Origin of the sequence: Paenibacillus solanacearum (assembly GCF_910593845.1) — a bacterium.
GTDB classification, from domain to species: Bacteria; Bacillota; Bacilli; order Paenibacillales; family NBRC-103111; genus Paenibacillus_G; species Paenibacillus_G solanacearum.
In genome coordinates this window covers 45397-69392 of the sequence record NZ_CAJVAS010000020.1, presented here as the reverse complement: position 1 = coordinate 69392, position 23996 = coordinate 45397, and the positions used below count along the sequence as shown (strand labels likewise).

18 protein-coding genes, 1 pseudogene and 1 other annotated feature are annotated in these 23996 nt (G+C 56.3%); of the genes and pseudogenes, 14 read left to right on the top strand and 5 right to left on the bottom strand.

Annotated elements, in window-relative coordinates:
* Positions 1–54: 54 nt before the first annotated feature.
* Positions 55–846, top strand: a complete 792-nt coding sequence (locus KXG62_RS20130; protein ID WP_218093803.1) for a class I SAM-dependent DNA methyltransferase — start codon at positions 55–57, stop codon at positions 844–846.
* A gap of 342 nt (positions 847–1188) precedes the next feature.
* Positions 1189–1423 (top strand) — a binding site (T-box leader).
* Positions 1424–1478: 55 nt separating this feature from the next.
* Positions 1479–3929: a leucine--tRNA ligase gene (gene leuS / locus KXG62_RS20125; RefSeq protein ID WP_218093802.1), complete on the top strand. Its 2451-nt coding sequence runs from the start codon at positions 1479–1481 to the stop codon at positions 3927–3929.
* A 69-nt stretch (positions 3930–3998) separates the two neighbouring features.
* Here leuS and comER read toward each other — a convergent pair whose 3' ends face one another.
* Positions 3999–4832, bottom strand: a complete 834-nt coding sequence (gene comER, locus KXG62_RS20120; protein ID WP_218093801.1) for a late competence protein ComER — start codon at positions 4830–4832, stop codon at positions 3999–4001.
* Between the two features lie 102 nt (positions 4833–4934).
* Between comER and KXG62_RS20115 the strand changes: the two genes are divergently transcribed.
* Entirely contained in the window at positions 4935–5567 is a 633-nt protein-coding gene (locus tag KXG62_RS20115) for a ComEA family DNA-binding protein (protein WP_218093800.1), read from the top strand.
* Between the two features lie 68 nt (positions 5568–5635).
* Here the strand turns inward: KXG62_RS20115 and KXG62_RS34690 are convergent, their stop codons facing one another.
* The 3 genes and pseudogenes from KXG62_RS34690 to KXG62_RS20105 all read right to left on the bottom strand — a co-directional run bounded on the left by KXG62_RS34690 (position 5636) and on the right by KXG62_RS20105 (position 8420).
* Positions 5636–6505, bottom strand: coding sequence for an ATP-binding cassette domain-containing protein (locus KXG62_RS34690; RefSeq protein ID WP_425517364.1), 870 nt, complete (start codon positions 6503–6505; stop codon positions 5636–5638).
* A 111-nt stretch (positions 6506–6616) separates the two neighbouring features.
* A pseudogene (locus KXG62_RS34685) lies at positions 6617–7177 on the bottom strand (ATP-binding cassette domain-containing protein); the annotation flags it as partial.
* 445 nt (positions 7178–7622) lie between these two features.
* On the bottom strand, positions 7623–8420 hold the full coding sequence (locus KXG62_RS20105; RefSeq protein WP_218093798.1) for a helix-turn-helix domain-containing protein: 798 nt from the start codon (positions 8418–8420) through the stop codon (positions 7623–7625).
* A gap of 130 nt (positions 8421–8550) precedes the next feature.
* Here KXG62_RS20105 and KXG62_RS20100 point away from each other — a divergent pair, with 130 nt between their 5' ends.
* The 11 genes from KXG62_RS20100 (at position 8551) to holA (ending at position 23596) form a co-directional block, all read left to right on the top strand.
* On the top strand, positions 8551–10392 hold the full coding sequence (locus tag KXG62_RS20100; protein ID WP_218093797.1) for an FAD-dependent oxidoreductase: 1842 nt from the start codon (positions 8551–8553) through the stop codon (positions 10390–10392).
* Positions 10393–10420: 28 nt separating this feature from the next.
* Positions 10421–11725, top strand: coding sequence for an ABC transporter substrate-binding protein (locus tag KXG62_RS20095; RefSeq protein ID WP_218093796.1), 1305 nt, complete (start codon positions 10421–10423; stop codon positions 11723–11725).
* A gap of 131 nt (positions 11726–11856) precedes the next feature.
* A complete protein-coding gene (locus tag KXG62_RS20090; RefSeq protein WP_218093795.1) occupies positions 11857–13269 on the top strand; it encodes an endonuclease/exonuclease/phosphatase family protein in 1413 nt (470 codons plus the stop codon).
* Positions 13270–13455: 186 nt separating this feature from the next.
* A complete protein-coding gene (locus KXG62_RS20085) occupies positions 13456–14748 on the top strand; it encodes a homocysteine synthase (RefSeq protein ID WP_218093794.1) in 1293 nt (430 codons plus the stop codon).
* 14 nt (positions 14749–14762) lie between these two features.
* A complete protein-coding gene (locus tag KXG62_RS20080) occupies positions 14763–15275 on the top strand; it encodes a deoxycytidylate deaminase (RefSeq protein ID WP_218093793.1) in 513 nt (170 codons plus the stop codon).
* 86 nt (positions 15276–15361) lie between these two features.
* Positions 15362–18148 (top strand): DNA internalization-related competence protein ComEC/Rec2, encoded by a 2787-nt coding sequence (locus KXG62_RS20075; protein ID WP_246627546.1) that lies wholly within the window; start codon positions 15362–15364, stop codon positions 18146–18148.
* A 435-nt stretch (positions 18149–18583) separates the two neighbouring features.
* Positions 18584–18982, top strand: a complete 399-nt coding sequence (locus KXG62_RS20070) for a hypothetical protein (RefSeq protein ID WP_246627545.1) — start codon at positions 18584–18586, stop codon at positions 18980–18982.
* 208 nt (positions 18983–19190) lie between these two features.
* A complete protein-coding gene (locus KXG62_RS20065) occupies positions 19191–20096 on the top strand; it encodes an EamA family transporter (protein WP_218093792.1) in 906 nt (301 codons plus the stop codon).
* Positions 20097–20336: 240 nt separating this feature from the next.
* Positions 20337–20894 carry an RNA polymerase sigma factor gene (locus tag KXG62_RS20060; RefSeq protein WP_218093791.1) on the top strand — a complete coding sequence of 186 codons (558 nt, stop codon included), beginning with the start codon at positions 20337–20339 and terminating at the stop codon, positions 20892–20894.
* Positions 20895–20987: 93 nt separating this feature from the next.
* Positions 20988–22283 carry a zf-HC2 domain-containing protein gene (locus tag KXG62_RS20055; protein ID WP_218093790.1) on the top strand — a complete coding sequence of 432 codons (1296 nt, stop codon included), beginning with the start codon at positions 20988–20990 and terminating at the stop codon, positions 22281–22283.
* Between the two features lie 293 nt (positions 22284–22576).
* Positions 22577–23596, top strand: coding sequence for a DNA polymerase III subunit delta (holA, locus tag KXG62_RS20050; protein ID WP_218093789.1), 1020 nt, complete (start codon positions 22577–22579; stop codon positions 23594–23596).
* 112 nt (positions 23597–23708) lie between these two features.
* Here holA and rpsT read toward each other — a convergent pair whose 3' ends face one another.
* Positions 23709–23981, bottom strand: coding sequence for a 30S ribosomal protein S20 (gene rpsT, locus KXG62_RS20045; RefSeq protein WP_218093788.1), 273 nt, complete (start codon positions 23979–23981; stop codon positions 23709–23711).
* Positions 23982–23996 lie beyond the last annotated feature (15 nt).

The window sequence follows — 23996 nt, the reverse complement described above, 5'->3', positions numbered from 1 at the left end:
CGAATGAAACCGATTCGGACCCGGCCTTCATTTTGATTAAAGGAGAACGAATCGATGGCATATCAGCAGTTTTCGTATTTGTACGACCGGCTCATGGAAGACATGCCGTACGACGAATGGATTCGGTTTGCCCGACAATGCTGGGATAAGTACGGATTGCCGAGAACCGTCGTTGACTTGGGCTGCGGCACGGGCAGCACGGCGATTCCGCTGGCTAGGCAAGGCTTTGAAGTGATCGGGATCGATTTGTCAGAGGATATGTTGGCCATTGCCGATCAGAAGGCGGCGGACGAACAGCGCAAGACGCCTTTCGCAGGCGGGGGAAGCGTACAGTGGCTGCAGCAGGATATGCGGGAATGGAGCATCGGTCGTCCGGTCGATGCAGTCGTCTCCTTTTGCGATTGCTTTAACTATTTGCTGGAAGAAGAAGATCTAGCGCAAGCGTTTGAGCGGACGTTTGAAGGGCTGGCCGCGGGCGGCGTTTTTTTGTTCGACATGCATACGCCTCAGCAGCTTCACAATTATGCGGAATCGCAGCCGTTTTTCTTGAACGAGGAGGATATCGCCTATATTTGGACGAGTGATTTCGATTCATCCCGGTGCGAGATCGAGCATGCGCTGACGATCTTTTGCCGTGAAGGAGATCGTGAGAGCGGATCGGACGATGCGTTGACGGATCGCTTTCAACGGGTGGAAGAAACCCACGTACAGCGGGCGTACCCGATCGATCGGGTGGAAGAAATGCTGCGGCGGGCAGGCTTCCGCGACGTATCTTGCTATGCTGATTTTTATTGGAAAAAGCCGTCGGAAGACACGGAACGCGCGTTTTTTGTCGCGTTGAAGTAGAGGACCGTCGATCCTTTAGCGAATCCGCAGCAGCAGCTGGATCAGGCATAAGATCATGCCCCATAACGGAAGCGAGAGCGCGATCCCGTTGATTAAGCCTTTCATGGAAACCGACCCCCTTGGTTGTGCGTGCTGACTTCTGCGTCGGATCAGCCGCAGCATCAGTATGGCCAAAAGGGACAATTCATAAACCGGAGAGGCGAGGCTAATCCAAGACTGCGTATCTTGTCACCGCATATCGTCGTCTGCCGAACCCGGGAAGCGATCGGTACAAAGCGATCGGTACGGACTTGACAGCGGGGAATGCTTTTTCATATAATGATGTGTAAAGTTGGATACATTTACAAGGCTGTGACAGGAAGTAGTAGCTTTTACGCCCAATTCTCAGAGAACCGGTGCATAGGTGGAAGCCGGTAATTGGCGCAAGCGAACTCGTCCAGGAGCCAGAAGGTGACGGATTGCCATATCCCAGCCGGATCGTGACCTCGCGTTAAGAGGTTCGAGTGGACGCAGGCAAAGCATGCCTGTCGTCAACTAGGGTGGTACCACGGGAAAGTCAAAGCTTCTCGTCCCTAGCGTAAGCTAGCGGCGAGGGGCTTTTTTTGTTTACGAATTGAAGGAGGCAGTTGGACATGGCGCAAGAGAACAGAGACCAACAAGGGTATAACCCGCTTGCAATCGAGCCGAAATGGCAAAAGTTTTGGGATGAACGGAAGACGTTCAAGGTGCTTGACGACGAGAGTAAACCGAAATTTTACGCGCTGGATATGTTCCCGTATCCTTCGGGCGCCGGGCTTCATGTCGGCCATCCGGAAGGCTACACGGCGACGGACATCGTGTCCCGTTACAAAAGAATGCGGGGCTACAACGTGCTTCATCCGATGGGCTGGGACGCGTTCGGCCTGCCGGCGGAGCAGCATGCGCTCGATACGGGCCAGCATCCGCGGGACATTACGGTGAAAAACATCAATAACTTCCGCCGACAGATCAAGTCGCTCGGATTCTCGTACGACTGGGACCGCGAAGTCAGCACGACGGACCCGGACTACTATAAATGGACGCAATGGATATTCATCCAGCTGTATAACAAAGGGCTCGCTTATGTCGACGAAGTTCCGGTCAACTGGTGTCCGGCATTGGGTACGGTGCTGGCCAACGAGGAAGTCATCGACGGCAAGAGCGAGCGCGGCGGCCATCCGGTCATCCGCAAACCGATGCGCCAATGGATTTTGAAAATTACCGAATACGCGGAACGGCTGCTCGAGGATTTGGAGGAGCTGGACTGGTCGGAAAGCATCAAGGATATGCAGCGCAACTGGATCGGCAAATCCAAAGGCGCGGAAGTGACGTTCGCCATCGAGGGGCATGACGGTGAGAGTCTGATCGTATTTACGACGCGTCCCGACACGCTGTTCGGCGCGACGTACTGCGTGCTGGCGCCGGAGCATGAGCTGGTGAAGCGCATTACGACGCCGGAGCAATCGGCTGAGGTTCAAGCGTACCAGGATCGCGCGGCGCGCAAGAGCGATCTCGAGCGGACCGATCTGGCGAAGGAGAAGACGGGCGTATTTACCGGCGCTTACGCGATCAATCCGGTGAACGGCGCGAAGACGCCGATCTGGATCGCCGACTACGTGCTGGCCGGCTACGGTACAGGCGCGATCATGGCGGTTCCTGGTCACGACCAGCGCGACTGGGAGTTCGCCAAGCAGTACGACATTGCGATCATTGAAGTGGTGCAGGGCGGCGACTTGAGCCAGGAAGCGTACGCCGGCGACGGCGAGCATGTCAACTCCGGCTTCCTGAACGGGTTGAACACGGCGCAGGCGATCGGCACAATGATCGAATGGCTGGAGCAGAACGGCAAAGGGCAAGGAAAAGTGACGTACCGGCTGCGCGATTGGCTGTTCAGCCGCCAGCGCTACTGGGGCGAGCCGATTCCGATCCTTCATCTCGAGGATGGCACGATGAAGACCGTTCCGGAAGACCAGCTTCCGCTGCTCTTGCCTGATGTGGACGCGATCCAGCCGTCGGGTACCGGGGAGTCGCCGCTGGCGAACGTAACGGATTGGGTGAACACGGTCGATCCGGAAACCGGCATGAAGGCGCGCCGCGAGACGAATACGATGCCGCAATGGGCCGGCAGCTGCTGGTATTACTTGCGCTTCATCGATCCGAAGAACGATAACGAGCTGTGCTCCAAGGAGCTGCAGCGCAAATGGCTGCCGGTCGACCTGTACATCGGCGGTGCGGAGCACGCGGTGCTTCACTTGCTGTATGCGCGCTTCTGGCATAAAGTATTGTACGATATCGGCGTCGTCGATACGAAGGAGCCGTTCCACAAGCTGGTGAACCAAGGCATGATTCTCGGCGAGAACATGGAGAAAATGAGCAAATCGCGCGGCAACGTTATCAACCCGGACGAAATCGTCAACGTGTTCGGCGCCGACACGCTGCGGATGTACGAAATGTTCATGGGGCCGCTGGAAGCGACGAAGCCTTGGAATACGAACGGGGTAGAAGGAACATACCGTTTCCTGAACCGCGTATGGCGGTTGTTCGTGCAGGAAGACGGAGAGCTCAGCGCGAAAATCAGCAGCGACGAGACGCTCGGCAGCGAGGCGTTCAAGCGCATTTGGCACCGCTCGATCAAGAAAGTAACGGAAGATTACGATGCGCTGCGCTTCAATACGGCGATCAGCCAGCTGATGATTTTCGTTAACGAAGCGTACAAAACCGACCGCCTGCCGAAGGCGGCGATGGAAAACTTCGTGCAAATGCTGTCCCCGCTTGCTCCGCATTTGGCGGAAGAGCTGTGGGAGAAGCTCGGACATACCGATTCCGTGACGTATGTAGAGTGGCCGGCATTCGACGAAGCGTGGACGGTAGACAACGAAGTGGAGATCGTCGTGCAGGTAAATGGCAAAATCGCCGAGCGTATCAGCATTGCCGCGGACGCGGATGAAGCGACGATGCAGGAGCTTGCGATGGGGCTGGGCAAGGTGAAGGATGCGATTGCCGGCAAAACGGTGCGCAAAGTCATTACGGTCAAAGGCAAGCTGGTCAACATTGTCGTAGGATAACCCATATAAATAACCGCACAGCTGCCACGGCGCTGTGCGGTTCATAGAGGAAAACGTGAAAGCATCGCGTTAATCGACCTTCGTTCCGTATAACCGGCTTTCCACTTTTTCCACATCTTCATTGTACTTCGCATGAGTTGCGCGGATCAGGTCGTGAAAGACCCCGTGCAGCTCTTTTTCCATTAGTCGGAGTCCTTCGGCTGTAATGCCGCCCGGTACGGCGACCCGTTTTTGCAGCGAGGCGGGCGAGAAGCCTCCGGTCGTCAGCAGCTTGCCGGTGCCCAGCAGCATTTCGCTGGCCAGCACGGTCGCTTCTTCCTCGGCGATGCCCGTTTCCTCGACGGCGGCTTCCACGAACTTCTGCACAAAGTAGGCGAGAAACGCCGGTCCGCAGCTCGACAAGTCCGAGGAGATCCGGGTGTATTGCTCGGATACCCGAATCGGGCTGCTGATGTGAGACAATACATTTTCAAGCAGTTCCTTGTCTTCCGGCGTGCACCGATCGCTGTAAATACATAGCGTCACACCGCTCAGCACATAGTTCGTGATGCTGGGAATCACTTTGGCGATTTTACAAGGAAGATGATCTTCCAGATGTCTTAACAGCACCGGACTCGTGATCGAGACGAGCAGCTGGGAAGGCGAGAGGTGCGCCTGAATTTCTTCAATGACCGGTTTGAATTCCTGGGGCTTGACGCAAATGAACAGCAGCTCGGTAAGGGAGGCGACTTCCTTATTGGATCGGGCGACCTGAAGGCCCGGATAGCTATCCGCCAGAAGCTCGGCTTTGCCGATCGTGCGATTGGTCACCAGCATTTGCTCCGGGTTAATCGCGCCGGAGCGGATGAACGCTTCGATGAGCACACTGCCCATGCTGCCTGTTCCAATGATTCCTACACGCATAACCATCCCCCCTGAATAGATCGCAGCTTTTTCAATTATATGAGCGCAGCTCAAAGATATGCATAAATATTCCCAAATCGATCCGGATACAGGAGGCTCCAGATGAGCAAAGGACTGATGAATGCCGCCGTATATGTGGCGTTCGGCTTGATCTGCTGCGTGCTGCTGTGGCGGCCGTGGACGCCGGACGAAGCGTCACTCGGCTTCAAAAGCGCCGATGAGGAAATGCGCGTACTGCTGCAAAAGCAAGCAGATGAGCGGCAAACCGGCGCGAAAGCAAGCGGCAATACGAAGGAGCCGGCATCTGGGACGACGGCGGGTTCCTCGGAGAAGGCGAAGACGAAGGAGGCACAGGCTGGAAGCGCGACGGCGATGCCTGCCGCGGCGAGCGGGGCCGCGGGATCGAGCGCGTCCGCTGTGCAGGCTGCAGACGGCGCGCAAGCAGGTGCCGGTCAGGCGCAGCCAGCGGAGACGGCAGCAGCCCCGGACCCGAAGCAGCCGCCTCCGGCAGAGGCGAAAGCACCGGCTCAGCCGGGGAAAATCAACCTGAATACGGCGACCGCCGAACAGCTCGATGAGCTGCCGGGCATTGGCCCAAGCCGGGCCCAGGCGATTATCGCCGTAAGGCAGAAGCTCGGCGGCAAGTTCACTTCGGTGAATCAGCTGCTGGAGGTCAAAGGCATCGGCGACAAAATGCTGGAGAAAATTGCGCCGCTCGTTACTGTAGGACCTTGAGCCGGCCGGTATAAGCGCAGCAGGCTGCCGATTCCGGCAGCCTGCATTAGGTTACGTCACTATTCTTTTTATTTGCCGTACCACTCCTCGACCTGCCACAGACGGGTTACCCAATCCTCGTAAAAAGCCGGCTCGTGCGAGACGAGCAGAATCGTTCCCGGGTATTGTTTCAGCGCCTCCTTGAGCGCTTCTTTGGCGCGAGTGTCCAAATGGTTCGTCGGTTCGTCCAATACAAGCACATTGCTGGATGTCAGCATCAGCTCGCACAGGCGGACTTTTGCCTGCTCGCCGCCGCTCAATGCGTTGAGCGGCTGCCGAATATGCTTATCATTCAGCCCGGCGAACGCCAGCTTTTGGCGAATTTCCTTGTTCGTCAGATCGGGACGAAAGGACGTCAATTTCTCCAGCGGCGTTTCGTCCGAAGTCACCCGTTCCTGGGCGTAATATGCCGTCAAGACATGCTCGCCGAGCCTTACGGTGCCGCTCGCAGGCTTCATGCGGCCGAGCAGCGTCTTCAGCATCGTCGATTTGCCGATGCCGTTGGAGCCGACGATCGCGATTTTATCGCCGCGGTTGATGTGCAGATCGACCGGACCGAACAGTGGCGCGTCGTAACCGACCCATAGCTGCTTCACTTCCGCTACCCGGGTGGACGACCCGGCTTGGAACGGGAATGCAAACCGCGGCGGCGGCGAAGCTGCCGGCTTCTCGATCCGTTCGATTCGCTCAAGCATCTTTTCGCGGCTTTTCGCCTGCTTCGCTTTGCGAACCCGGTTTTTTTGAATGAACAGTTCCAATCGGTCCATTTCCTTTTGCTGCCGGTCATAGGCGGTCTGGAGCTGCTGTCGGCTCTGTTCATAGCCGCTGCGAAACGCCGCGTAGTTGCCGGCATACCGTTTGATCGTTTGATGCTCCAGGTGAAACGTCGTAGACGTCACTTCGTTCAGAAACGCTTCGTCGTGTGAGACGACCAGATACGCCTGCTCATATCGCTTCAAATAACCGGTCAGCCATTCGATATGCGTGTCGTCCAAATAGTTGGTCGGTTCGTCGAGCAGCAGGGCATCCGGTTCTTCAAGCAGCAGCTTGCCGAGCAGCAGCTTCGTGCGCTGACCTCCGCTGAGCCGGCTGACGTCCCGGTCGCGGCCCAACTGTAAAATGCCGAGTCCCGCAGCCACTTCTTCGATCTTCGCGTCCAGCTGATAAAACCCCGCATGCTCCAGCCGGCTTTGCATCTCTCCGTATTGATCCAATAAGCGCTCCTGATCTTTAGCGCCCGCAGCGGACATGGCCTCGGCCAGAAGCAGCAGGCGCCGCTCCGTCTGGTACAAGTGCGCGAAGGCGCCTTGCAATACTTGCATCACCGTCATTCCGGCCTTCAAATCGATATGCTGCTGCAAAACGCCGATCTTGACCTGCGGAAGCCAGTCGACGGTTCCGGCATCGGGGATCAGCTCTCCCGACAAGATGCGAAGCAGCGTCGATTTGCCGGCTCCGTTGCTCCCGACGAGCCCCGCATGTTCTCCGCGCAGCAGACGAAAGCTGATGTTCCTGAAAATAGGCTTATCCCCATACGTATGGGTTATTTGCTCTACGTTAACGATACTCATTTTTTGCTCGCTCCTTTAGCTTTCGGATGGAAGCCAACCGGAGGAACAGCCAATAAAGCTCATATTCGATTATGGAGTTCCTGTCGCTTCATGAAAAATAGGCAAGGCGAACTCGCCTTACCCATGACCATGTATCGTCGCAAGCGTGGGAAAAGAGTTCTTTATCTTCTGTTCTTCGGTTGGCTTACCGTTAAAAATGGGCAGACTTCTCCCGTTTAAGCCAATTTCCGAATGAGAACAGTCGATAAAAAGAACATGTGTTTCCCGCCTTTTCGATTATTTTTGAAGTGTTGCAATGTTCAGTTTATATGCAGCATCGCAGTCATGTCAAGGATGCCGCCAAATGGCGGCGACAACTTGCCGTGAAGCTTTTGCTGAGAGAGGCGTGCGGAGAGCGTGCGGGCATAGATCGAATACATGCATAATGAACTCGCACTCCCCCATATCAGAGCCGGTTCTGTTTGCGAAATGAGGAAGGGCTGATCCCCATATGCTTGCTGAATACCCGGCTCAAATAATAGCCGTTCTCGTAGCCGCATTCGCCGGCGATCGCATCGAGCTTCCAGTCGGTTTCAAGCAGCAGTGAACAAGCGCTTTTCAAGCGGATCGAGGTAATGAACTGCAGCGGATTCATCCGATAGGCCGTTTTGAATCTTCGGATCAGCTGCACCGGGGTTAGTCCGAACGTGAAAGCGATTTGCTTGAGTTCGAGCGGACGGGATGCGTTCGCCTTCAAATACATCGCAACGCGGCGGATCAGCTCATCCGCCCCCGGATTCGAATCGTCGTCAGCAAAAGGACGGAACGGGCTTCTCATCATCAGCCAAATGTCGTCGAAATAATGCTGCTTTAGCTTTTGTTTGCTCATTTGAAGGTCGAGCATTTGGTCGGCGAGCCGCAAATGCCGGTAGTTTTCGGACAGCCGCGCGGTTTCGGAGAACGTTATTTTGCGCTCGGGCAGTTCGTCGTCCAGCGTCCGCGCTGCCGATTGTTCGGAAAAATCGAACGTGATCGCATGGAAGCTTAGCGTTGATATCGTCTTGCGGTGAAATGCGGTATACGGAGGGCATAACACGATATCGCCGAACCCGGCTTGCCCTTGCGCGTCTCCGATCCGGTATTCGAACGTCCCTTCCTCCACAGCAAACAATACCCAGCTGATATACATATCGCGGTCCAGCAAAAACTGCTCTTTTCTTTCCCAAAAGATGTGTGCAATCAGATCGGGTATTTGCTCCGGCATGCTGTGGTGAACTCCTTTGCTAATTTGAAATTTTGGATATGATGTTGTAATTATCTGAATTCACGGCGGTTTATGGGAGGTACTATGATGTAATTAAAGATATCACAGTAAATAAAGGAGTCAAGCAACGATGGAGAAGCGAGAAAAAATCATGCTGCGCACGCAAATTTTAATTGCCGGAGGGGGACTTGCAGGAGTGTCGGCGGCGATCGCCGCAGCGCGAAACGGAGCAGCCGTTATGTTATGTCAGGATCGGCCCGTGCTCGGAGGGAACGCTTCTTCCGAAATTCGGATGAACGTATCGGGCGCTTCTGTGAAAGGGAAGGCGCTCGAGTCGGAACGAAGAGAAAGCGGCATTATCGAGGAGATTATGCTGGAATGCTCGGTTCGCAATCCGCAGCGGAGCGCCAGCATGCTGGACCTGATCTTGTACGAAAAATGCCGTGCCGAGCCGAATTTGACGCTGATGTTGAACACATCGATCGTCGGAGCGGCGGTGGATGGTTCGCGAATCCGCTCCGTACAGGCGTCCAGGGAGAGCACGGAGGAGCAATTTGAAATCGAGGCGGATCTTTTCATTGACTGCACGGGAGATGGACGGTTGGGATTTGAAGCGGGCGCCGCATTTACGACAGGGCGCGAGGCGTCGCACGAGTACGGCGAATCGGCTGCGAACCTGAACCGGGATGCATACCGGCTCGGTTCGTCGCTATTATTCACAGCGAAGGATATGGGGTGCCGCATGCCCTTTACTCCGCCTCCGTGGGCACGCAAGTTTACGGAAGAAGATTTGAAATTCCGCGATCACCGCACATGGGAGTACGGGTACTGGTGGGTCGAATTCGGCGGCTTAATGGATACGATCAAAGATAACGAAACGATCCGCGACGAACTGCTGGCGATCATGCTTGGCGTATGGGATCACATCAAGAACAGCGGGAATCATCCGGAATCCGCCAACTGGGCGCTCGACTGGTTCGGATTTATCCCTGGCAAACGCGAGTCGAGAAGATTCATCGGCCAGCATGTATTGACGCAGAACGATATCCAGCAGGCGGTTCCATTCGAGGATACGATCGCTTACGGCGGCTGGTCGATGGATACGCATCCGCCGGCGGGCATCGACGCGAAGGAAGACCCGCCTTGCCATCAGCCGTATACGCCGTACATGTACGCCATTCCGCTGCGGTCGATGATCAGTCAAAACATCGCTAACCTGATGTTTGCCGGCCGCAACCTGTCCGCAACGCATATCGCCTTTTCCAGCACGAGAGTAATGGCTACGTGTGCGGTCATGGGGGAAGGGGCGGGTACGTTCGCGGCGATCGCCGTCCAACGAGGCATTCCGTTGGAGCGGGCCTGGAACGATGCGCGTATCGTCAAGCGAGCCCAGCAGCAGTTGTTGCGCCAGGGCGTCTACTTGCCGGGATACCGGCTTGAGATGAACATCGCCGGGAAAGCCCGAGTGACGGCTTCCTCTGAGCAGGAAGCAGGAGAAGCAAACAATGTAGTAGACGGCCATACTCGTTCCGTGCACGGCGCCAAGGGAGTGCGTCCCGAGCTGACCCGTGCCGGTACGCACCGCTGGATGTCCCGTCCGGACGATCCGCAGCCATGGCTGGAGCTTCATTGGGATGAGCCGGTTGACGTAACCGATATTCGGATCGTGCTCGACACCGGGCTGCATCGCCGCTTAACGTTATGCCATCTGGACTGGATTCAGGATCGCATGCAGTGGGGGCGCGCCCAGGAGGAGACTTTGAAGGAATTCAAACTCATTGCTGCGGATGCCGGTGGCGAGAGAGAAATTGCCCATGTCACGAACAATTACCAGCGCGTGCTGTCTTTCAAGGTCGATTTGAAGAAGCTCTCCCGATTGCGTCTGGTGGCGATTGCAACAAACGGCTTGGACCATGCCAGAGTGCTAGAGATCGAGTGCGAGTCGCATGCGACAGTGTGCGTGCAACAATAACGACAATGAATCGAAAGGATGAAGGCAAATGAAGACAAAAGCAACGGCCGCTTCTGCGGCGGTATTGGCGGTCGCCTTGATGACAGGCTGCAGTGCGGCCGGTTCGGGCAAAAAGCTGACGGAGCAAAAGCCCCCCGAGATCGATTGGTCGAAGCCGGTTACTTTAAAAATTTTCGATGCGAACAGCACGCCCGAAGCACAGTTCAACAAACAAATCATCGAGCCGATCCAGGCGAAGTTCCCGAACGTAAGCTTCGAGGTCATCCACCCCGGCAAAGGCTCTTATATTACCGAACTCGCAGCCACGGGCAACCTTGCCGATCTGTATTTGATGACGACATGGGATTTCCCGAAGCTGATCTCGAGCAAGCTGATCAAGGAGCTCGGCGATCCGATCCGAACGTCGCAGCTGGACTTGAACGGTTACCAGCCAACGCTGATCGATACGATCAAGAAATTCAGCCCGAACGGCGACCAGATTTATGCGCTGCCCTATAAGTCCTACGCTTCCGTTCTGAACTACAACAAGGACATTTTCGATAAATTCGGCGTGCCTTACCCTAAAGACGGAATGACCTATGAAGATGCGATCAAGCTGGGAAGAACGATGACGCGCATGGACGGCGGCACGCAATTCATCGGATATTTTCCCGGAAACTACAGCTTTTTGTACAGCTATTTCAACAAAGGCTTTATCGATCTGAAGAACAAGAAAGCGACGATCAACAATCCGGAAATGGAACGCGTGTTCAAAATACTGCAGGACGGCTTTAACGTACCCGGCATGACTTACTTTGATTACACGCAGGCGCATAAGCTGTTTTATACGAGCAAGGCGCTTGCCATGTATCCGTTCCATTACGATTTGTCTCGTCTGGAAGCGGCCTCCAAGCAAGGGGACAAGCTCGGCTGGTGGGACATGGCCCAGACACCTACGATCGACGGCTTTAGCCGCAGCGCAGCTCCGAGTCTTGTGTCCGTTTCAGCGCACGGAGAACATCAGGCCGTCGCTTTTCATATCGCGAAGTTTTTATCGACGTCACTCGAATACCAGACCAAGCTGTCCCGGGAAGGGCTGCTGCCCGCATTGAAGGACAAAGCGGTGGAGCAGGCGTTCGGGAGCGAGCTCGGCATTCTCAAAGGCAAGCATATCGAAGCGCTATTTAAGCAAAATCCGCAAAAGCTGGCCGAATCGTCGGAATATGACCGTATTCCGAACGCTTACTTGTTGGAAGCTTCCAAATCGGTCGCTACCGGCGCGCTGGACATCAATTCTGCGCTGCGCAAAGCGGAAGAGCAATCGAATCAGAAGCTGCTGGAGGAATGGCAGTAACCCGGCAGCGGACATTGGAGAGCGTCGGCACACTCTTTTGCCGCTAATGCGTCCTGCGGTTCGCCTGGCGATTTGACCGAGGAAACTTAGTGGCGCGGGCTGCCGGGCTTGTCATCCCAAGGAGGACGAATATGAACAGGAAACGCATGATAGGTTATATGGCTGCGGCAGTACCGCTTGCCGGCTTGCTGGCCATCCTGGGCCCCATGGCTGCAGGGAACCGAACGGAGACGATTGAGGGCGACCGCGTGACCTTTGCTGTTAGCTTGTCGGGGGAACCGGTTGCGCCGGGCTCCCGGCTTGCTATGGAACTGGTTTGCGGCGAGAAGGCGGCAGCCGTTGCGGCATTTTCCGGTCACGAGCCCGTTGCGGCAACCCGCGCGCACACAGCTGCCGGACAGCGCTGCCATATTAAGCTGAGCGGAGACGGTGCGGCGAGGCTGGGCGGAGAAGTTGTCATTACGGTTGCCCATCAAGGTAAAGTGCTGGCTCGCCGCGTCCTCTATCCCGAAGGGGATGCGGCTCTATCGCCCGATTTTATCGCGCCGTCCGGGGAGCTGAGCGTGTCCGCCTCGGTGGAAATGACGGATCGGCCGCTCGGGACCCGGCTCCGCGTAATGGAATGGAATATATGGCAGGGCGGGCGCGCTGCGGGCGGCGACGGCAATGTTTCCGATTTGATCGAGCTTATTCGCGCGCAGCATGCAGACATTTTGTTTATTTTGGAGACGTACGGATCCGGTCAAAGCATATTGGACGGTCTCAATAAAGGGCTGCCCGAGGAGCGCCGTTACAACGGCACGCGAATTACGAATCGCCCGGGACAGCCGGAAGACCGGGATAATCTATGGATTTTCAGCCGGTTTCCGCTGGTAAAACAATATGCCCCCATTAACGAAAAGGGGCTCGACAGCTTTAACTTCGGAGGTATCAAAGTACGGCTCCCGGACGGACAAGAGCTTCATCTGTTCAATATATGGCTGTGGCATGCGCCCCAAGCGTGGGGCTTTACGAACAAGACGGCGGCCGAGATCAAGGGCAAACGGCCGCGTACCTACACGGACCGCGACATCGTTGCGACTGATGAAGAAAGACGGCTGGCCATGGCGAAGATCGCGCTTCGCACCCGCCTCCCCGGCTTTGTGGGTGACGATCCGTCGCCGGTCATCATCGCAGGCGACCTGAACACGATGTCCTATCACGACTGGAGCGCCGAATTTGCCGATGCGCCGAATCACGAAGGGCTTGTGCTGCCATGGCCGGTGACGAGGCTGTTCGAGGAAGCGGGCTTCACCGACGCGTACCGCTGGGCGCATCCGGATGCCGGCCGGTTCCCCGGACCGACGTGGAGTCCCCAATACGGATACGGCCACGTTCCCGGGCGGATTGACTATATATGGACGCGCGGGAGCGGGGTACGGGTGCTCGACGCATACACCGTAGACCGGCGATTGCCCGGCCATGAGAACGCGCAGCATCCGTTTTATTCCGACCATGCCGCCGTGGTGACCGATCTGATGATTCGCAGCCGCGACGGCCAGTGAGATACAATACATGTTTTAGACATTTGTAGTGCTAAGCCGCTTTTTTAAGCGAAAAACCGCAGTCCTCAAGCCATGCTCTATCACTTTAAAGCTTTTCATAGACAACGCTTTCGTTTTTCTTCTAAATATGCGAGAATAGTAACAGATTTATTCCAATTCATGTTATTTTTCAAGGAGGCGCATTATATGTCAGAAGAACGCAAGCTTGCTCTCGAAACGTTGGCCGTCCATGCCGGCCAAGAAATTGATCCGACTACGATGTCCCGCGCAGTACCTTTATACCAGACGACCTCTTACGGGTTCCGCGATACGGATCATGCGGCCAACCTGTTTGCCCTGAAGGAGTTCGGCAATATTTACAGCCGCATCATGAACCCGACGACCGATGTGTTCGAGAAGCGCGTCGCAGCGCTGGAAGGCGGTCTGGCGGCGCTGGCTACCGCTTCCGGCCAAGCGGCGATTACGTATGCGATCCTGAACATCGCGGAAGCGGGCGACGAGATCGTGTCTTCCACCAATTTGTACGGCGGTACATACAACTTATTTGCCATTACGCTGCAGAAGCTCGGCATCAAGGTACATTTCGTCGATCCGAGCGATCCAGAGAACTTCCGTAAGGCAATTACGCCGAAGACCAAAGCGGTCTATGCGGAGACGATCGGCAACCCGCGCGGCGACATCCTCGATATCGAGGCGATTGCGGCGATCGCGCATGAGAATCAGGTTCCGTTCATCGTCGACAACACGTTCCCGAGCCCGTATTTGTGCCGTCCGATTGAACATGGCGCCGACATCGTCGTTCATTCCGCGACGAAATTCATCGGCGGTCACGGCACTTCCATCGGCGGCGTGATCGTGGACGGCGGACGCTTCGATTGGAAATCGACCGACAAATTCCCGGGCCTGACGACTCCGGACCCAAGCTATCACGGCGTGGTCTACTCGGATGCGGTCGGACCGGTCGCTTATATCATTAAAGCGCGCGTGCAGCTGCTCAGAGACATGGGGGCGTCGATTTCCCCATTCAATTCGTTCCTGCTGCTCCAAGGGCTGGAAACGCTGCATTTGCGGATGGAGCGCCACAGCTCCAACGCGCTTAAGGTTGCCCAGTTCCTTGAGAACAACGACGCGGTTGCTTGGGTCAACTATGCCGGTCTGCCGAGCCATTCCTCGTACGAACTGGCGCAAAAATATTTGCCGAAAGGCCAAGGCGCGATCTTGACGTTTGAAATTAAAGGCGGCGTGGAAGCGGGCCGCAAAGTGATCAATAACGTCCAGTTGTTCTCTCACCTGGCCAACGTCGGCGATTCGAAGTCGCTGATCATTCATCCGGCCAGCACGACACACCAGCAGCTTTCCGAGCAGGAACAAGCGAAGGCGGGCGTAACCCCGGGCATGATCCGGCTGTCCATCGGCACGGAGTCGATCGACGATATACTGCATGACTTGGGTCAAGCGATCCAGGCCAGCCAGCAGTAAGGAGCGCTTGTACGATGATCGCGCGCAAGGATTGGGACACTTACTTTATGGATATGGCATACATGGCATCGACCCGATCGCAATGCGGCCGTCGTCATGTGGGCGCCGTACTGGTGCAAGGGAAAAAGCTGCTTGGCACGGCGTACAACGGCGCGCCGATGGGCGTGCCCGATTGCTCGGAGGCGGGCTGCATGCTCGTGGAAGAGTTCGAAGTGGTCAGCGAAGTCGGGGCCGAACGGGTGATCAAGAAGCAGCGGTGCATCCGCACCATTCATGCGGAGCAAAACCTGCTGCTGTTCACCGACCGGGAAGACCGGGAAGGCTCGGTCGTCTACGTCACCGACGAGCCCTGCTGGACATGCGCGAACATGCTCGCGAACAGCGGCATCGTCGAGATCGTATTCCACCGCTCGTATCCGAAGGATAGCGAGAAGGTAAGCGCCCTGATGGAACAGCGGCATATCAAGTTCCGCAGCTTGATCGGCTACGAGCCGCCGCCCGGAACGATAACCGAAGTGCATAACTGAATCATTGTCACCTTGAGGAAGAACCTCTATTAGCCTGTTGGCGAGTAGAGGTTCTTTTTTGCATGCGGAAAGGAGGAACGGAAACGATGAACGAACGGCCGATCGTCGGCATTGCCGTCTGTTGGATTTTGGGCTATATGCTGGCCTTGGTATGGCAAACGGAGATGCTGAACGTTTATGTAAGCATGGGCGCGGGGATGCTGTGTTGTCTCGTTTTCATGTACAAGCTCCGGGGAACCTCCGCAATCGCAGCTTTGCTGATTATGGCCGCGGCGGCCGGAATATTCGGGGAGTACGACGGTCGCAACCGAACGGCGCTATCGCTGCCGGTCGATGCGGAAGCGGAGGTAAGCGTGCGCGGTATGATCGTCTCGACTGTGGAGGTGGATGGCGATCGCGTCAGCTTTCAGCTGGAGGCAGACTCGGTTGAACGGGGGCAGGGGATGGAAGCAACTGCAGATACGGATGCGGAGGCGGACAAGGAAACGGCCGATCAAGTCGACGCCGGGGAGCGGACGGAGACGACAGCATACGCGTCGGCGCGCGGCAAGGAACCGCTCCTTGATGCGGAAGCGGCCACTGCGGCCCGTTCTGCGGAAGCCGGCGCGCAGCAGGTGCTCCAGCTTTCCCGAAAGGAGCGGTTGATCGTGTCCGTTCGCCTGCTGAAAAAGCAGGAGCAGGATACAGCGAAAGGCTGGCAAAGAGGAGACCGGATCGAGCTGAGCGGGACGATCAAGCAGCCTTCCGGTGCGCGTAATTTTGACGGGTTCGATTACCGACGTTACTTGTATTACAAGCACATTCATTGGCAGCTGACGGTCAAAGGGCTCGGCGCGATTACGGTCACGCCGCCGGACAAGGCGGGAGTGTGGCTGCCGCTGCGCTGGAACGACCGGTTCCGCGGCTTGCTTGCAGACCAGGTGGAGCTGCTGTTTCCGCCGGAGCAGAGCGGATTTATGAAGGGAATGCTGATCGGGCTGACGGACGAGATCGATCCGCAGCAATTCGACCGTTTCTCCCGCCTCGGCTTGACGCATATTATTGCGATTTCGGGTCTCAATGTGGCCATATTTCTGGGATGCGTACTGTGGGTGCTGCGCAAGCTCGGGATGACGCGTGAATCCTATTTGCTGACCGCCATGGCACTAGTCCCGCTGTACATCATGGTGACGGGGGCGTCGCCTTCAATCGTGCGCGCGGGCATCATGGCGATGATCGCACTGTATGCCGCCTACCGCAACCGGATGAAGGACGGGATGAACATCGCTTTTATCGCGGGGCTCGGGATGCTGATCTGGGACCCGTATTACTTGGTGGATGTGAGTTTTCAGCTGTCTTATCTGGTGACGCTGGGCATTATGCTCGGCGTTCCGCATATGAACCGGCTGCTGCCTGTGTCGCACAAGAAGCTTAGGGACGCGCTGTCGATTACGGTGGTGGCGCAGCTCATCTCTTTTCCGATCTCCATCTACTACTTCAACCAGTTCTCGCTGCTGTCGCTGGCTGCCAACTTCATCATCGTTCCGGTGTTCAGCACGTTTGTGATGCCCGTCGGCACGGTGGCGATGCTCACTGCGCTGCTGCATGCTGCGGCAGGCGCATGGATCGGATGGACGGTCGTTAAAGTGAACGCGGCGCTGTTTGCCGTGGTTGAATGGTTCAGCCGGCTGGATGCGTTCCAAACGCTATGGCCGACGCCGAGCCCGATCTGGATTTTATCGTATTACGGCCTCCTGGCAGCGCTTGGCTGGTGTCTGCACTTCGCCCGGGAGCGTCACGCGGGAGAGGCGGCGGCGGATTCGGCTGCACCGATGCCGATGCTGTATACCGATAAGGAAGCGGTCTGGCAAGCGCGGTTGTCGGCGCTGAACCGAGGCTTGCTGCTGCCGGCGAGCGTCTGCGGCTTTATCGCTCTGCTGTGGTTCGCGTATTCGCTCGAATCGGGCAAAGCAGAAGGGCGTGTCCAGTTCCTCGACGTCGGGCAAGGTGACAGCATCCTGATTCGAACGCCAGGACGGGGGCATACGATCCTGGTGGACGGCGGCGGTACGGTTACGTTCCGGAAGCCTGGCGAAGAATGGAAGCAGAGGCAGGAGCCGTATGAGGTAGGAAAAAAACTGCTGGTGCCGCTGCTCAAAAAACGGGGCGTGCAAACCATCGACGAAATCGTGCTCACGCATCAAGATGCCGATCATTACGGCGGGCTGCAGGCGGTGCTGGAACAAATTCCCGTGCGGCGGTTGCTGTTCAACGGCACGCTTAATCCGGGAGAAGCGGTGGAAGCACTGTTTCAGACGGCGCTGAGCAAAGGCACCGAGCTGGTGAGGGTGAGCGCAGGCGATACGCTGCGGGCGGGCGGAGATACGACGCTCCATATTTTGTCGCCGCTGCCTTCAGTGGAAGAGAAGGGGATGGAGATCAAGCTGGAGAAAAAACAAAATCCGAGCTCTGTCGTATTTTTAATGGAAATGGCCGGTACGCGCTGGCTGTTTACCGGCGACATGGACACGGCGGCGGAGCGGAAAGTGATTGCGGCCTGGTCCGGCAAGGAGCGGCCGACCGCCGACGGTACGCACGGACGAGATGACACTGGCTTGACCGGCACCGGTCCGGTCGACGTGATCAAGATCGCGCATCACGGCTCGAAAACGTCGACCTCGCTCGAGTGGCTTGCCGCGTGGCAGCCGAAGCATGCCGTTATCTCGGCAGGCGTGAATAACATATACCGCCATCCGAGCCCGCAGGTAATCGACCGGCTGACCGCAAGCTCGATCAGCATTCACCGGACCGATCGTCACGGTGAAGTCCAGATGGCTGTGAAGGACGGCCAAATCCGCATGCGAACGAAGCTGCCCGGATCTGCGGAGAACTAAACGGGATGATGAAAGAAAGAGCCCCACAAGCCTGCGCGGCTGTGGGGCTAAAGAATTTATATATCAAAAAGGGGGTCGACTCTTAGTATAGGCGCTGAACATTAATGTAAGATGAAAATCACATTTCATTTATATTACAAATAAAGGAGGCCTACCCTCGCCCTAATTTCCCACCGACCGCAACATTAGCGGGAAATGTATCGTTGTTATTACATACATCCTCAATGTATAGGTGAAGCTGGAGGGGCTGCCGTCATGAGTTCAATTACAAAATTAATGCTGTTGACCGTGTTTCTTTCAATGATACTGTCCGGGTTTGTTCCTTCGGCTGTTTATGCGTGCTCCTGCGCCCGACCCCAGGAGGTCAATGAACAATTCAGCCGTTCGCAGCAGGTTTTCAGCGGCCGGGTACTTGATGTAAAGGAACAAAGACACATGAACGGAAGTCTCACGAAGGCTGCGCTATTTGAGGTAAGCCGGGTATGGAAAGGCTCTGAGGAATCGCAGATCATCATTCACACGGGAAGCGGCGGAGGGGATTGCGGATTTCATTTTGAAAAAAACAAGTCGTATTTGGTATACGCCCGCCCGTCTACCATGTACGGCGACAACGAGCTGTTGATCACCATCATTTGCGATCGAACGAGCGGATTAGAGCAGGCGCAGGCGGATCTGGCTGTATTGGGCGAAGGGAAGGCTCCCACGAAGCAGGTTCAGTTAGAAGGCCGATTTAACGGATTGTATTCCAATTTGTGGGTTGCGATGATCGGAATGGCCGCGGGAGCAGCGGTAATACTGTGGTATGTATGGCGAAGAGCAAGGAAAGTAAGATAGCGGCATAGCCCACATGCATCGTCCGCGTTTGCGGCACATGGACTGCGTCATGCCGCTTCCGCTGCTTGACCCTTCCGTCGCTTGCCAGTTGTCCGGAGCTCGATATTTTGTTATATTGACCTTTTGTGCGGGAGAAAACAGTCCGGATTTCCGGGTTGCGTTTCGTCTTAGCGGGTGGGTGAGGGATGCATAACAAGAGGTATGGTGTATGTTTCTGAAAGAACGAACGAAAGCGAGCTTGCTGCTGCTCGTCGGAGCGGCGTCCTACGGCGTGCTGTCCACTTTCGTGAAGCTCGGCTACAAGGACGGCTTCACACCGGGGGAAATTACGGGGAGTCAGGTCGCCTTCGGATTTATTGTCCTGTGGCTGCTCTGTATTCCGTTTTACCGTAAGCTGAAGCAAATGTCGTTCAAAGCGGTGCTGAAGCTGACGGGGAGCGGCGTGTTTACCGGCTTGACGGGTATTTTCTATTATTTCTCGCTGCAAAATCTCGACGCATCGTTTGCCATTCTGCTGCTGTTTCAGTTTACCTGGATGGGCATGCTGCTGGAATGGATGCTGCACGGCAAAAAGCCGGGGCGTCATCAAATTGTCGCGATCGTCATCATTCTCGCCGGAACGCTAATGGCGTCGGGCTTGAGCGGAGCTGCGCTCGAACGGCTCAGTTTCTCCGGGGTCGGACTTGGCATTCTTGCCGCCGCGAGCTATACGCTGAACATGTATGTTAGCGGAAGAGTGGCGACGGAGGTGCCGACCTTGTTCCGGAGCGCATGGATGGTGACCGGCGCGCTGCTGGTCGTACTGCTCGTGTATCCGCCGCAGTTTCTGTGGAACGGATCCATTGGCAGCGGGCTGTGGTTCTGGGCTTCAATCCTCGGCTTGTTCGGCATGATTATTCCGCCGTACTTGTTCGCCAAGGGGGCCCCGCGTTTGGACACGGGCATGGCTGCCATTCTTGGCGCCGTGGAGCTGCCTGTCGTGATCGTCATCTCCGGTTTGCTGCTCGGCGAGCGCACGGGCTTGCTGCAGTGGCTCGGCATCGCATTGATCTTCGCGGGCATCGTCGTCTCCGAGCGGAAAAATGCGAAGAACGCGGCGGCGAAGCCGGTATAATTATAGGTTGACACATACAGACCTTGATCCGACCGTTACGGTCAGGAAATCAAGGTCTGTTTTTTTTGCCGTGGAGGACAGAGCCGGCAGCGGCGCCGGGCCGCTAAAAATTGGGTATTGGCCCGCCGGCGGTTCCTATGTACCTGCCACCCAAAATTTGATATCCTGAATAGAGTTATAGTAGCTGCAACATTTTGAGGAAACGTTTCGTTTATAAGGTTGCAAGAGAGGGGGATCCCAGTGGTAGCGCCAGAATTAATCAAGGCTGCCCAGTCGGGCGATCGCGACGCTCTAATTACCCTACTGCGAGAAATCGAGAATCATGTCTATCGCACTGCTTATTACATTCTGGGCAATGAGCAGGACGCATTGGACGCCGCACAGGAAGCATTAATACGAATATATACCAAAATCAACTCCTACGAGGAAAAAGCTCAGTTCAAGACCTGGGTGCAGCGCATCGTGACGAATTTGTGCATCGATAAATTCCGGAGAACGAAGCCGACCGTCTCGATCGAACAGCATGATCTGAGCTTTACCGACCATACGACGGTGGAAGACGAAGTGATGTCTTCGTATATTGCCCAAGACATCCGTGATGCCATCGACAAGCTCCCGGAGCATCATCGTTCCGTGGTGGTGCTCAGGTATTTGCAGGATTTCTCGTATAACGAGATCGCGGAATCGCTGGATTTGCCCATCAATACGGTGAAATCGTATTTGTTCCGGGCGCGTCAGCAGTTGCAGTCGATCCTGCGCGAATATAAGAAGCCGAGCAGCGATGCGGTACGGGGATAGACGAACATAGAAGAGCATACGCGGTTGCTCGCCGGAAGCGGGAGCAGCGACAAGTGGGATATACGAATCGTTAAAGAAAGGTAGTGTACGGGGATGATGTGTCAAGAGGTGATCGAGCTGATGCAGAGATACCTTGATCGGGATCTCGAAGAGACGGAATACCGCCGGATGCTCCAGCATCTGCAGCAGTGCCCGGACTGCACGGAGCTGTTCGAGCGTCTTGTAAACTTATCGCATGAGCTGGAATCTTTGCCTAAAGTAACGCCTCCATTCAGTCTAGTCGACGCCATTATGCCAAAGCTGGAGCAGCTGGACGCTGCCGCCGGCGAAGTGCAGGACTTGCGCTTGACGCAGGCGGCCGAGGCGAAAGAAGATAGCCACGCGGCGGCAGCGGAACGGAACGACCCGCCTTCCGGCTGGCGCAAAAAAATAAAAGATTGGGTTTCGTTCCCGGTATTCGGCGGTGTGGTAGCTGCCGGACTGGTCGTCGGCTTCTTCCTGTTCGGCCAGCAGCCATCCTCCGAGAAGGATGCCGGCAAGCTGATGCTCTCGCTTTCGAACGAGAGCGCGGGGCAGCAAGCGGGAGGCGCGGCAAGTCAATCAACGCCGTATGCTCCGAAATCGGCGCCGCTGCAGGACCAGCCGGCGAACGGAGCGAAGCCGCCGGAAGCGGCCGCAGGGAGCGGAGCGGAGAAAAAGGATGTCGCGGTGGAGAAGTTTGCGCCGGCAGGGGACACCGTCCCGCCCGCAGCAGGCAATGCGGCTTCGCGGTCCAGTAGTCCGGCGCCGCAGCCGCCGAAGGCGGCCGAGCCGCAGCAGAAGGCGCCCGCAGTCAGCACGCCGCCGGCGCCGGAAGCCGGCACGAACGCGGAGCAGCCGGGCGCAACTGTCCTGCGGGAGCAGGCCGAGCCAGAGCAGCCGCAAGCGCAGCAGCCGAATGCGGATATCAAGCCGAACGAGGCGAAGTCGTTGACAATCGCTCCGAAGGCCGACGATTCGCAGAAGAGCGCGGCAGCTCCGGAGACCCACGGTACGGTTCAAGATCAGCGGGCGGCGGATGCAGCCGAGCCGAAGCAGCCTTCCGGGACATTGGGCACCGGAGCTTACGGCATTGCGGCCATCCCGTCCGCGCCTGCTCCAGTCACCGAAGTGTCGACCACAGACAACGCCTATAAGGCGACGGTCAAGGACGGACGCGTGGTCGTGTACGACAAGCAGGGCAAAGAGGCTTACGTGTCCAAGTATGAATGGAAAGACGGCGACTTCAAGATTGAGCTTGCCGATTGGTCCGCCGAATATAAACTGACGTACCGGGTGAAAGCTTCGGAGCAAGTCAAGACGTTTGTCATCTCCATGAAAGACTTGAAGGAGACGGAGAGCAAGCCTTGAAGCCGTCCGGCTCATTTCAAGCCCGGTCTTCACGGAAATTTCATAAAAAAACAGGCTTGAAATGACGCACACATAAGAAGCCGTTAACGTATATATAAGTATACGTACACGCGATTCACGTCGTATGACCACCTGAGCGGATCGTTTCTAGAGCGATCCCTCCGGTGTTTATATAGATGGGTTTCGGACGAAGGGATTACGTCAAAACGCCGTCCGGCGGCTTTGACGTAATCCCTTCGTTGTTGGTATGATGAAACGAGCAAAGGCGATAATGAAGACGGAGTTGAAGCACGATGGATGTCAAGACGGCGGTCAGGCAAATCAACAAGGGACAGCACAAGCCGGTATATGTATGCTACGGGCCGGAGACGTTCTTAATGCAGGAGGTAGTCGAACGGCTGACGGACAAGCTGGTGGAGCCGGGCCAACGGGAGTTCGCGATCAATAAATACGATATGGCCGAAACGCCGCTCGACGTTGTCATCGATGAAGCCGAGACGCTGCCGTTCATGGTGCCGCACAAGATTGTGATCGCTTCTAACGCCCTGTTCCTGACCGGAGCGAAGGAGAGCGCCAAGGTGGAGCATAAGCCGGAACGGCTGCTCAGTTATTTGAAGGCGCCTGCGGAATTCTCTATCATCGTGTTTACGGTGGACGCCGAGAAGCTGGATGAACGGAAGAAGCTGGTCAAGGCGTTGAAGGAGGCGGATGCGCTGGTTCCCTGCGCGGCTCTCTCGGACAGCGAGCTGACGCAGTGGGTTCAACGCGAGGCGGAGAAAGCTGGGCTGCAGTTTGCGCCGGGCGCCGCGGAGCAGCTCATTATGTATACGGGCACCAGCCTCCAGGCGCTCGTCAAGGAGATCGAGAAATGCGCGCTGTTCGTCGGAAAGGGCGGCACGCTGACCATTCCGGATCTCGAGCAGCTCGTTACCCGCAGCATCGAGCAAAATATTTTTCAACTGATCGAGTGTATCGTCCAGGTGCGGCTCGAACAAGCGTTCACGATGCTGGCCGAGCTGCTGCGCCGCAAAGAGGAGCCGATCAAAATTGTGGCGCTCATCGCCCGCCAAATTCGCATCATGTTTCAGGTCAAGGACTTGTCCCAGCAGGGGTACTCCCAGCAGCAGATGGCCAGCCAGCTCGGCATCCATCCGTACGCGGTGAAGATCGCCGCCGGCCAGGCGGAACGTTTCGAAGCGAAGCGGCTCGGGCAGCTGCTGCAGCAGTTGGCGGATCTTGACTATCAGATGAAGAGCGGCAAAATCGATAAAGTGCTCGGACTCGAAATGTTCCTGCTGAAGTTGGCGTCGTAGAGGCGCAGCCGAATAGGCAGGCAGCAAAAAAGACCATGTTCTCCGTTAAGGGGATCATGGTCTTTTTATAAGATCGGATGCAGTAAGCGGCTCCGATCTTCGCTTCTTGCTATTACGCTTGTGCGGACAGCTGGTTCAGCTTCTTCGCTAAGCGGGATTTTTTGCGGGCAGCGGCGTTTTTGTGGATCAAACCTTTGGTCGCTGCTTTGTCCAGCTTCTTGCTGGCTGCGATCAGTGCGGATTGAGCTGTTTCAACGTTGCTGCTTGCAGCAGCCGTTTCGAAAGCTTTCACAGCAGTACGAAGAGCGGATTTGTGGGATGCGTTGCGCATACGGCGCTTTTCGCTTACTTTCACGCGTTTGATAGCGGATTTAATGTTTGGCATGACGTTCACCTCCTA

Excerpts from the sequence above, each read along its gene's own strand:
- KXG62_RS20130 (WP_218093803.1), top strand. The coding sequence starts at position 55 with ATGGCATATCAGCAGTTTTCGTATTTGTACGACCGGCTCATGGAAGAC.
- leuS (WP_218093802.1), top strand. The coding sequence starts at position 1,479 with ATGGCGCAAGAGAACAGAGACCAACAAGGGTATAACCCGCTTGCAATC.
- comER (WP_218093801.1), bottom strand. The coding sequence starts at position 4,832 with ATGCGTGTAGGAATCATTGGAACAGGCAGCATGGGCAGTGTGCTCATC.
- KXG62_RS20115 (WP_218093800.1), top strand. The coding sequence starts at position 4,935 with ATGAGCAAAGGACTGATGAATGCCGCCGTATATGTGGCGTTCGGCTTG.
- KXG62_RS20105 (WP_218093798.1), bottom strand. The coding sequence starts at position 8,420 with ATGCCGGAGCAAATACCCGATCTGATTGCACACATCTTTTGGGAAAGA.
- KXG62_RS20100 (WP_218093797.1), top strand. The coding sequence starts at position 8,551 with ATGGAGAAGCGAGAAAAAATCATGCTGCGCACGCAAATTTTAATTGCC.
- KXG62_RS20095 (WP_218093796.1), top strand. The coding sequence starts at position 10,421 with ATGAAGACAAAAGCAACGGCCGCTTCTGCGGCGGTATTGGCGGTCGCC.
- KXG62_RS20090 (WP_218093795.1), top strand. The coding sequence starts at position 11,857 with ATGAACAGGAAACGCATGATAGGTTATATGGCTGCGGCAGTACCGCTT.
- KXG62_RS20085 (WP_218093794.1), top strand. The coding sequence starts at position 13,456 with ATGTCAGAAGAACGCAAGCTTGCTCTCGAAACGTTGGCCGTCCATGCC.
- KXG62_RS20080 (WP_218093793.1), top strand. The coding sequence starts at position 14,763 with ATGATCGCGCGCAAGGATTGGGACACTTACTTTATGGATATGGCATAC.
- KXG62_RS20075 (WP_246627546.1), top strand. The coding sequence starts at position 15,362 with ATGAACGAACGGCCGATCGTCGGCATTGCCGTCTGTTGGATTTTGGGC.
- KXG62_RS20070 (WP_246627545.1), top strand. The coding sequence starts at position 18,584 with ATGAACGGAAGTCTCACGAAGGCTGCGCTATTTGAGGTAAGCCGGGTA.
- KXG62_RS20065 (WP_218093792.1), top strand. The coding sequence starts at position 19,191 with ATGTTTCTGAAAGAACGAACGAAAGCGAGCTTGCTGCTGCTCGTCGGA.
- KXG62_RS20055 (WP_218093790.1), top strand. The coding sequence starts at position 20,988 with ATGATGTGTCAAGAGGTGATCGAGCTGATGCAGAGATACCTTGATCGG.
- holA (WP_218093789.1), top strand. The coding sequence starts at position 22,577 with ATGGATGTCAAGACGGCGGTCAGGCAAATCAACAAGGGACAGCACAAG.
- rpsT (WP_218093788.1), bottom strand. The coding sequence starts at position 23,981 with ATGCCAAACATTAAATCCGCTATCAAACGCGTGAAAGTAAGCGAAAAG.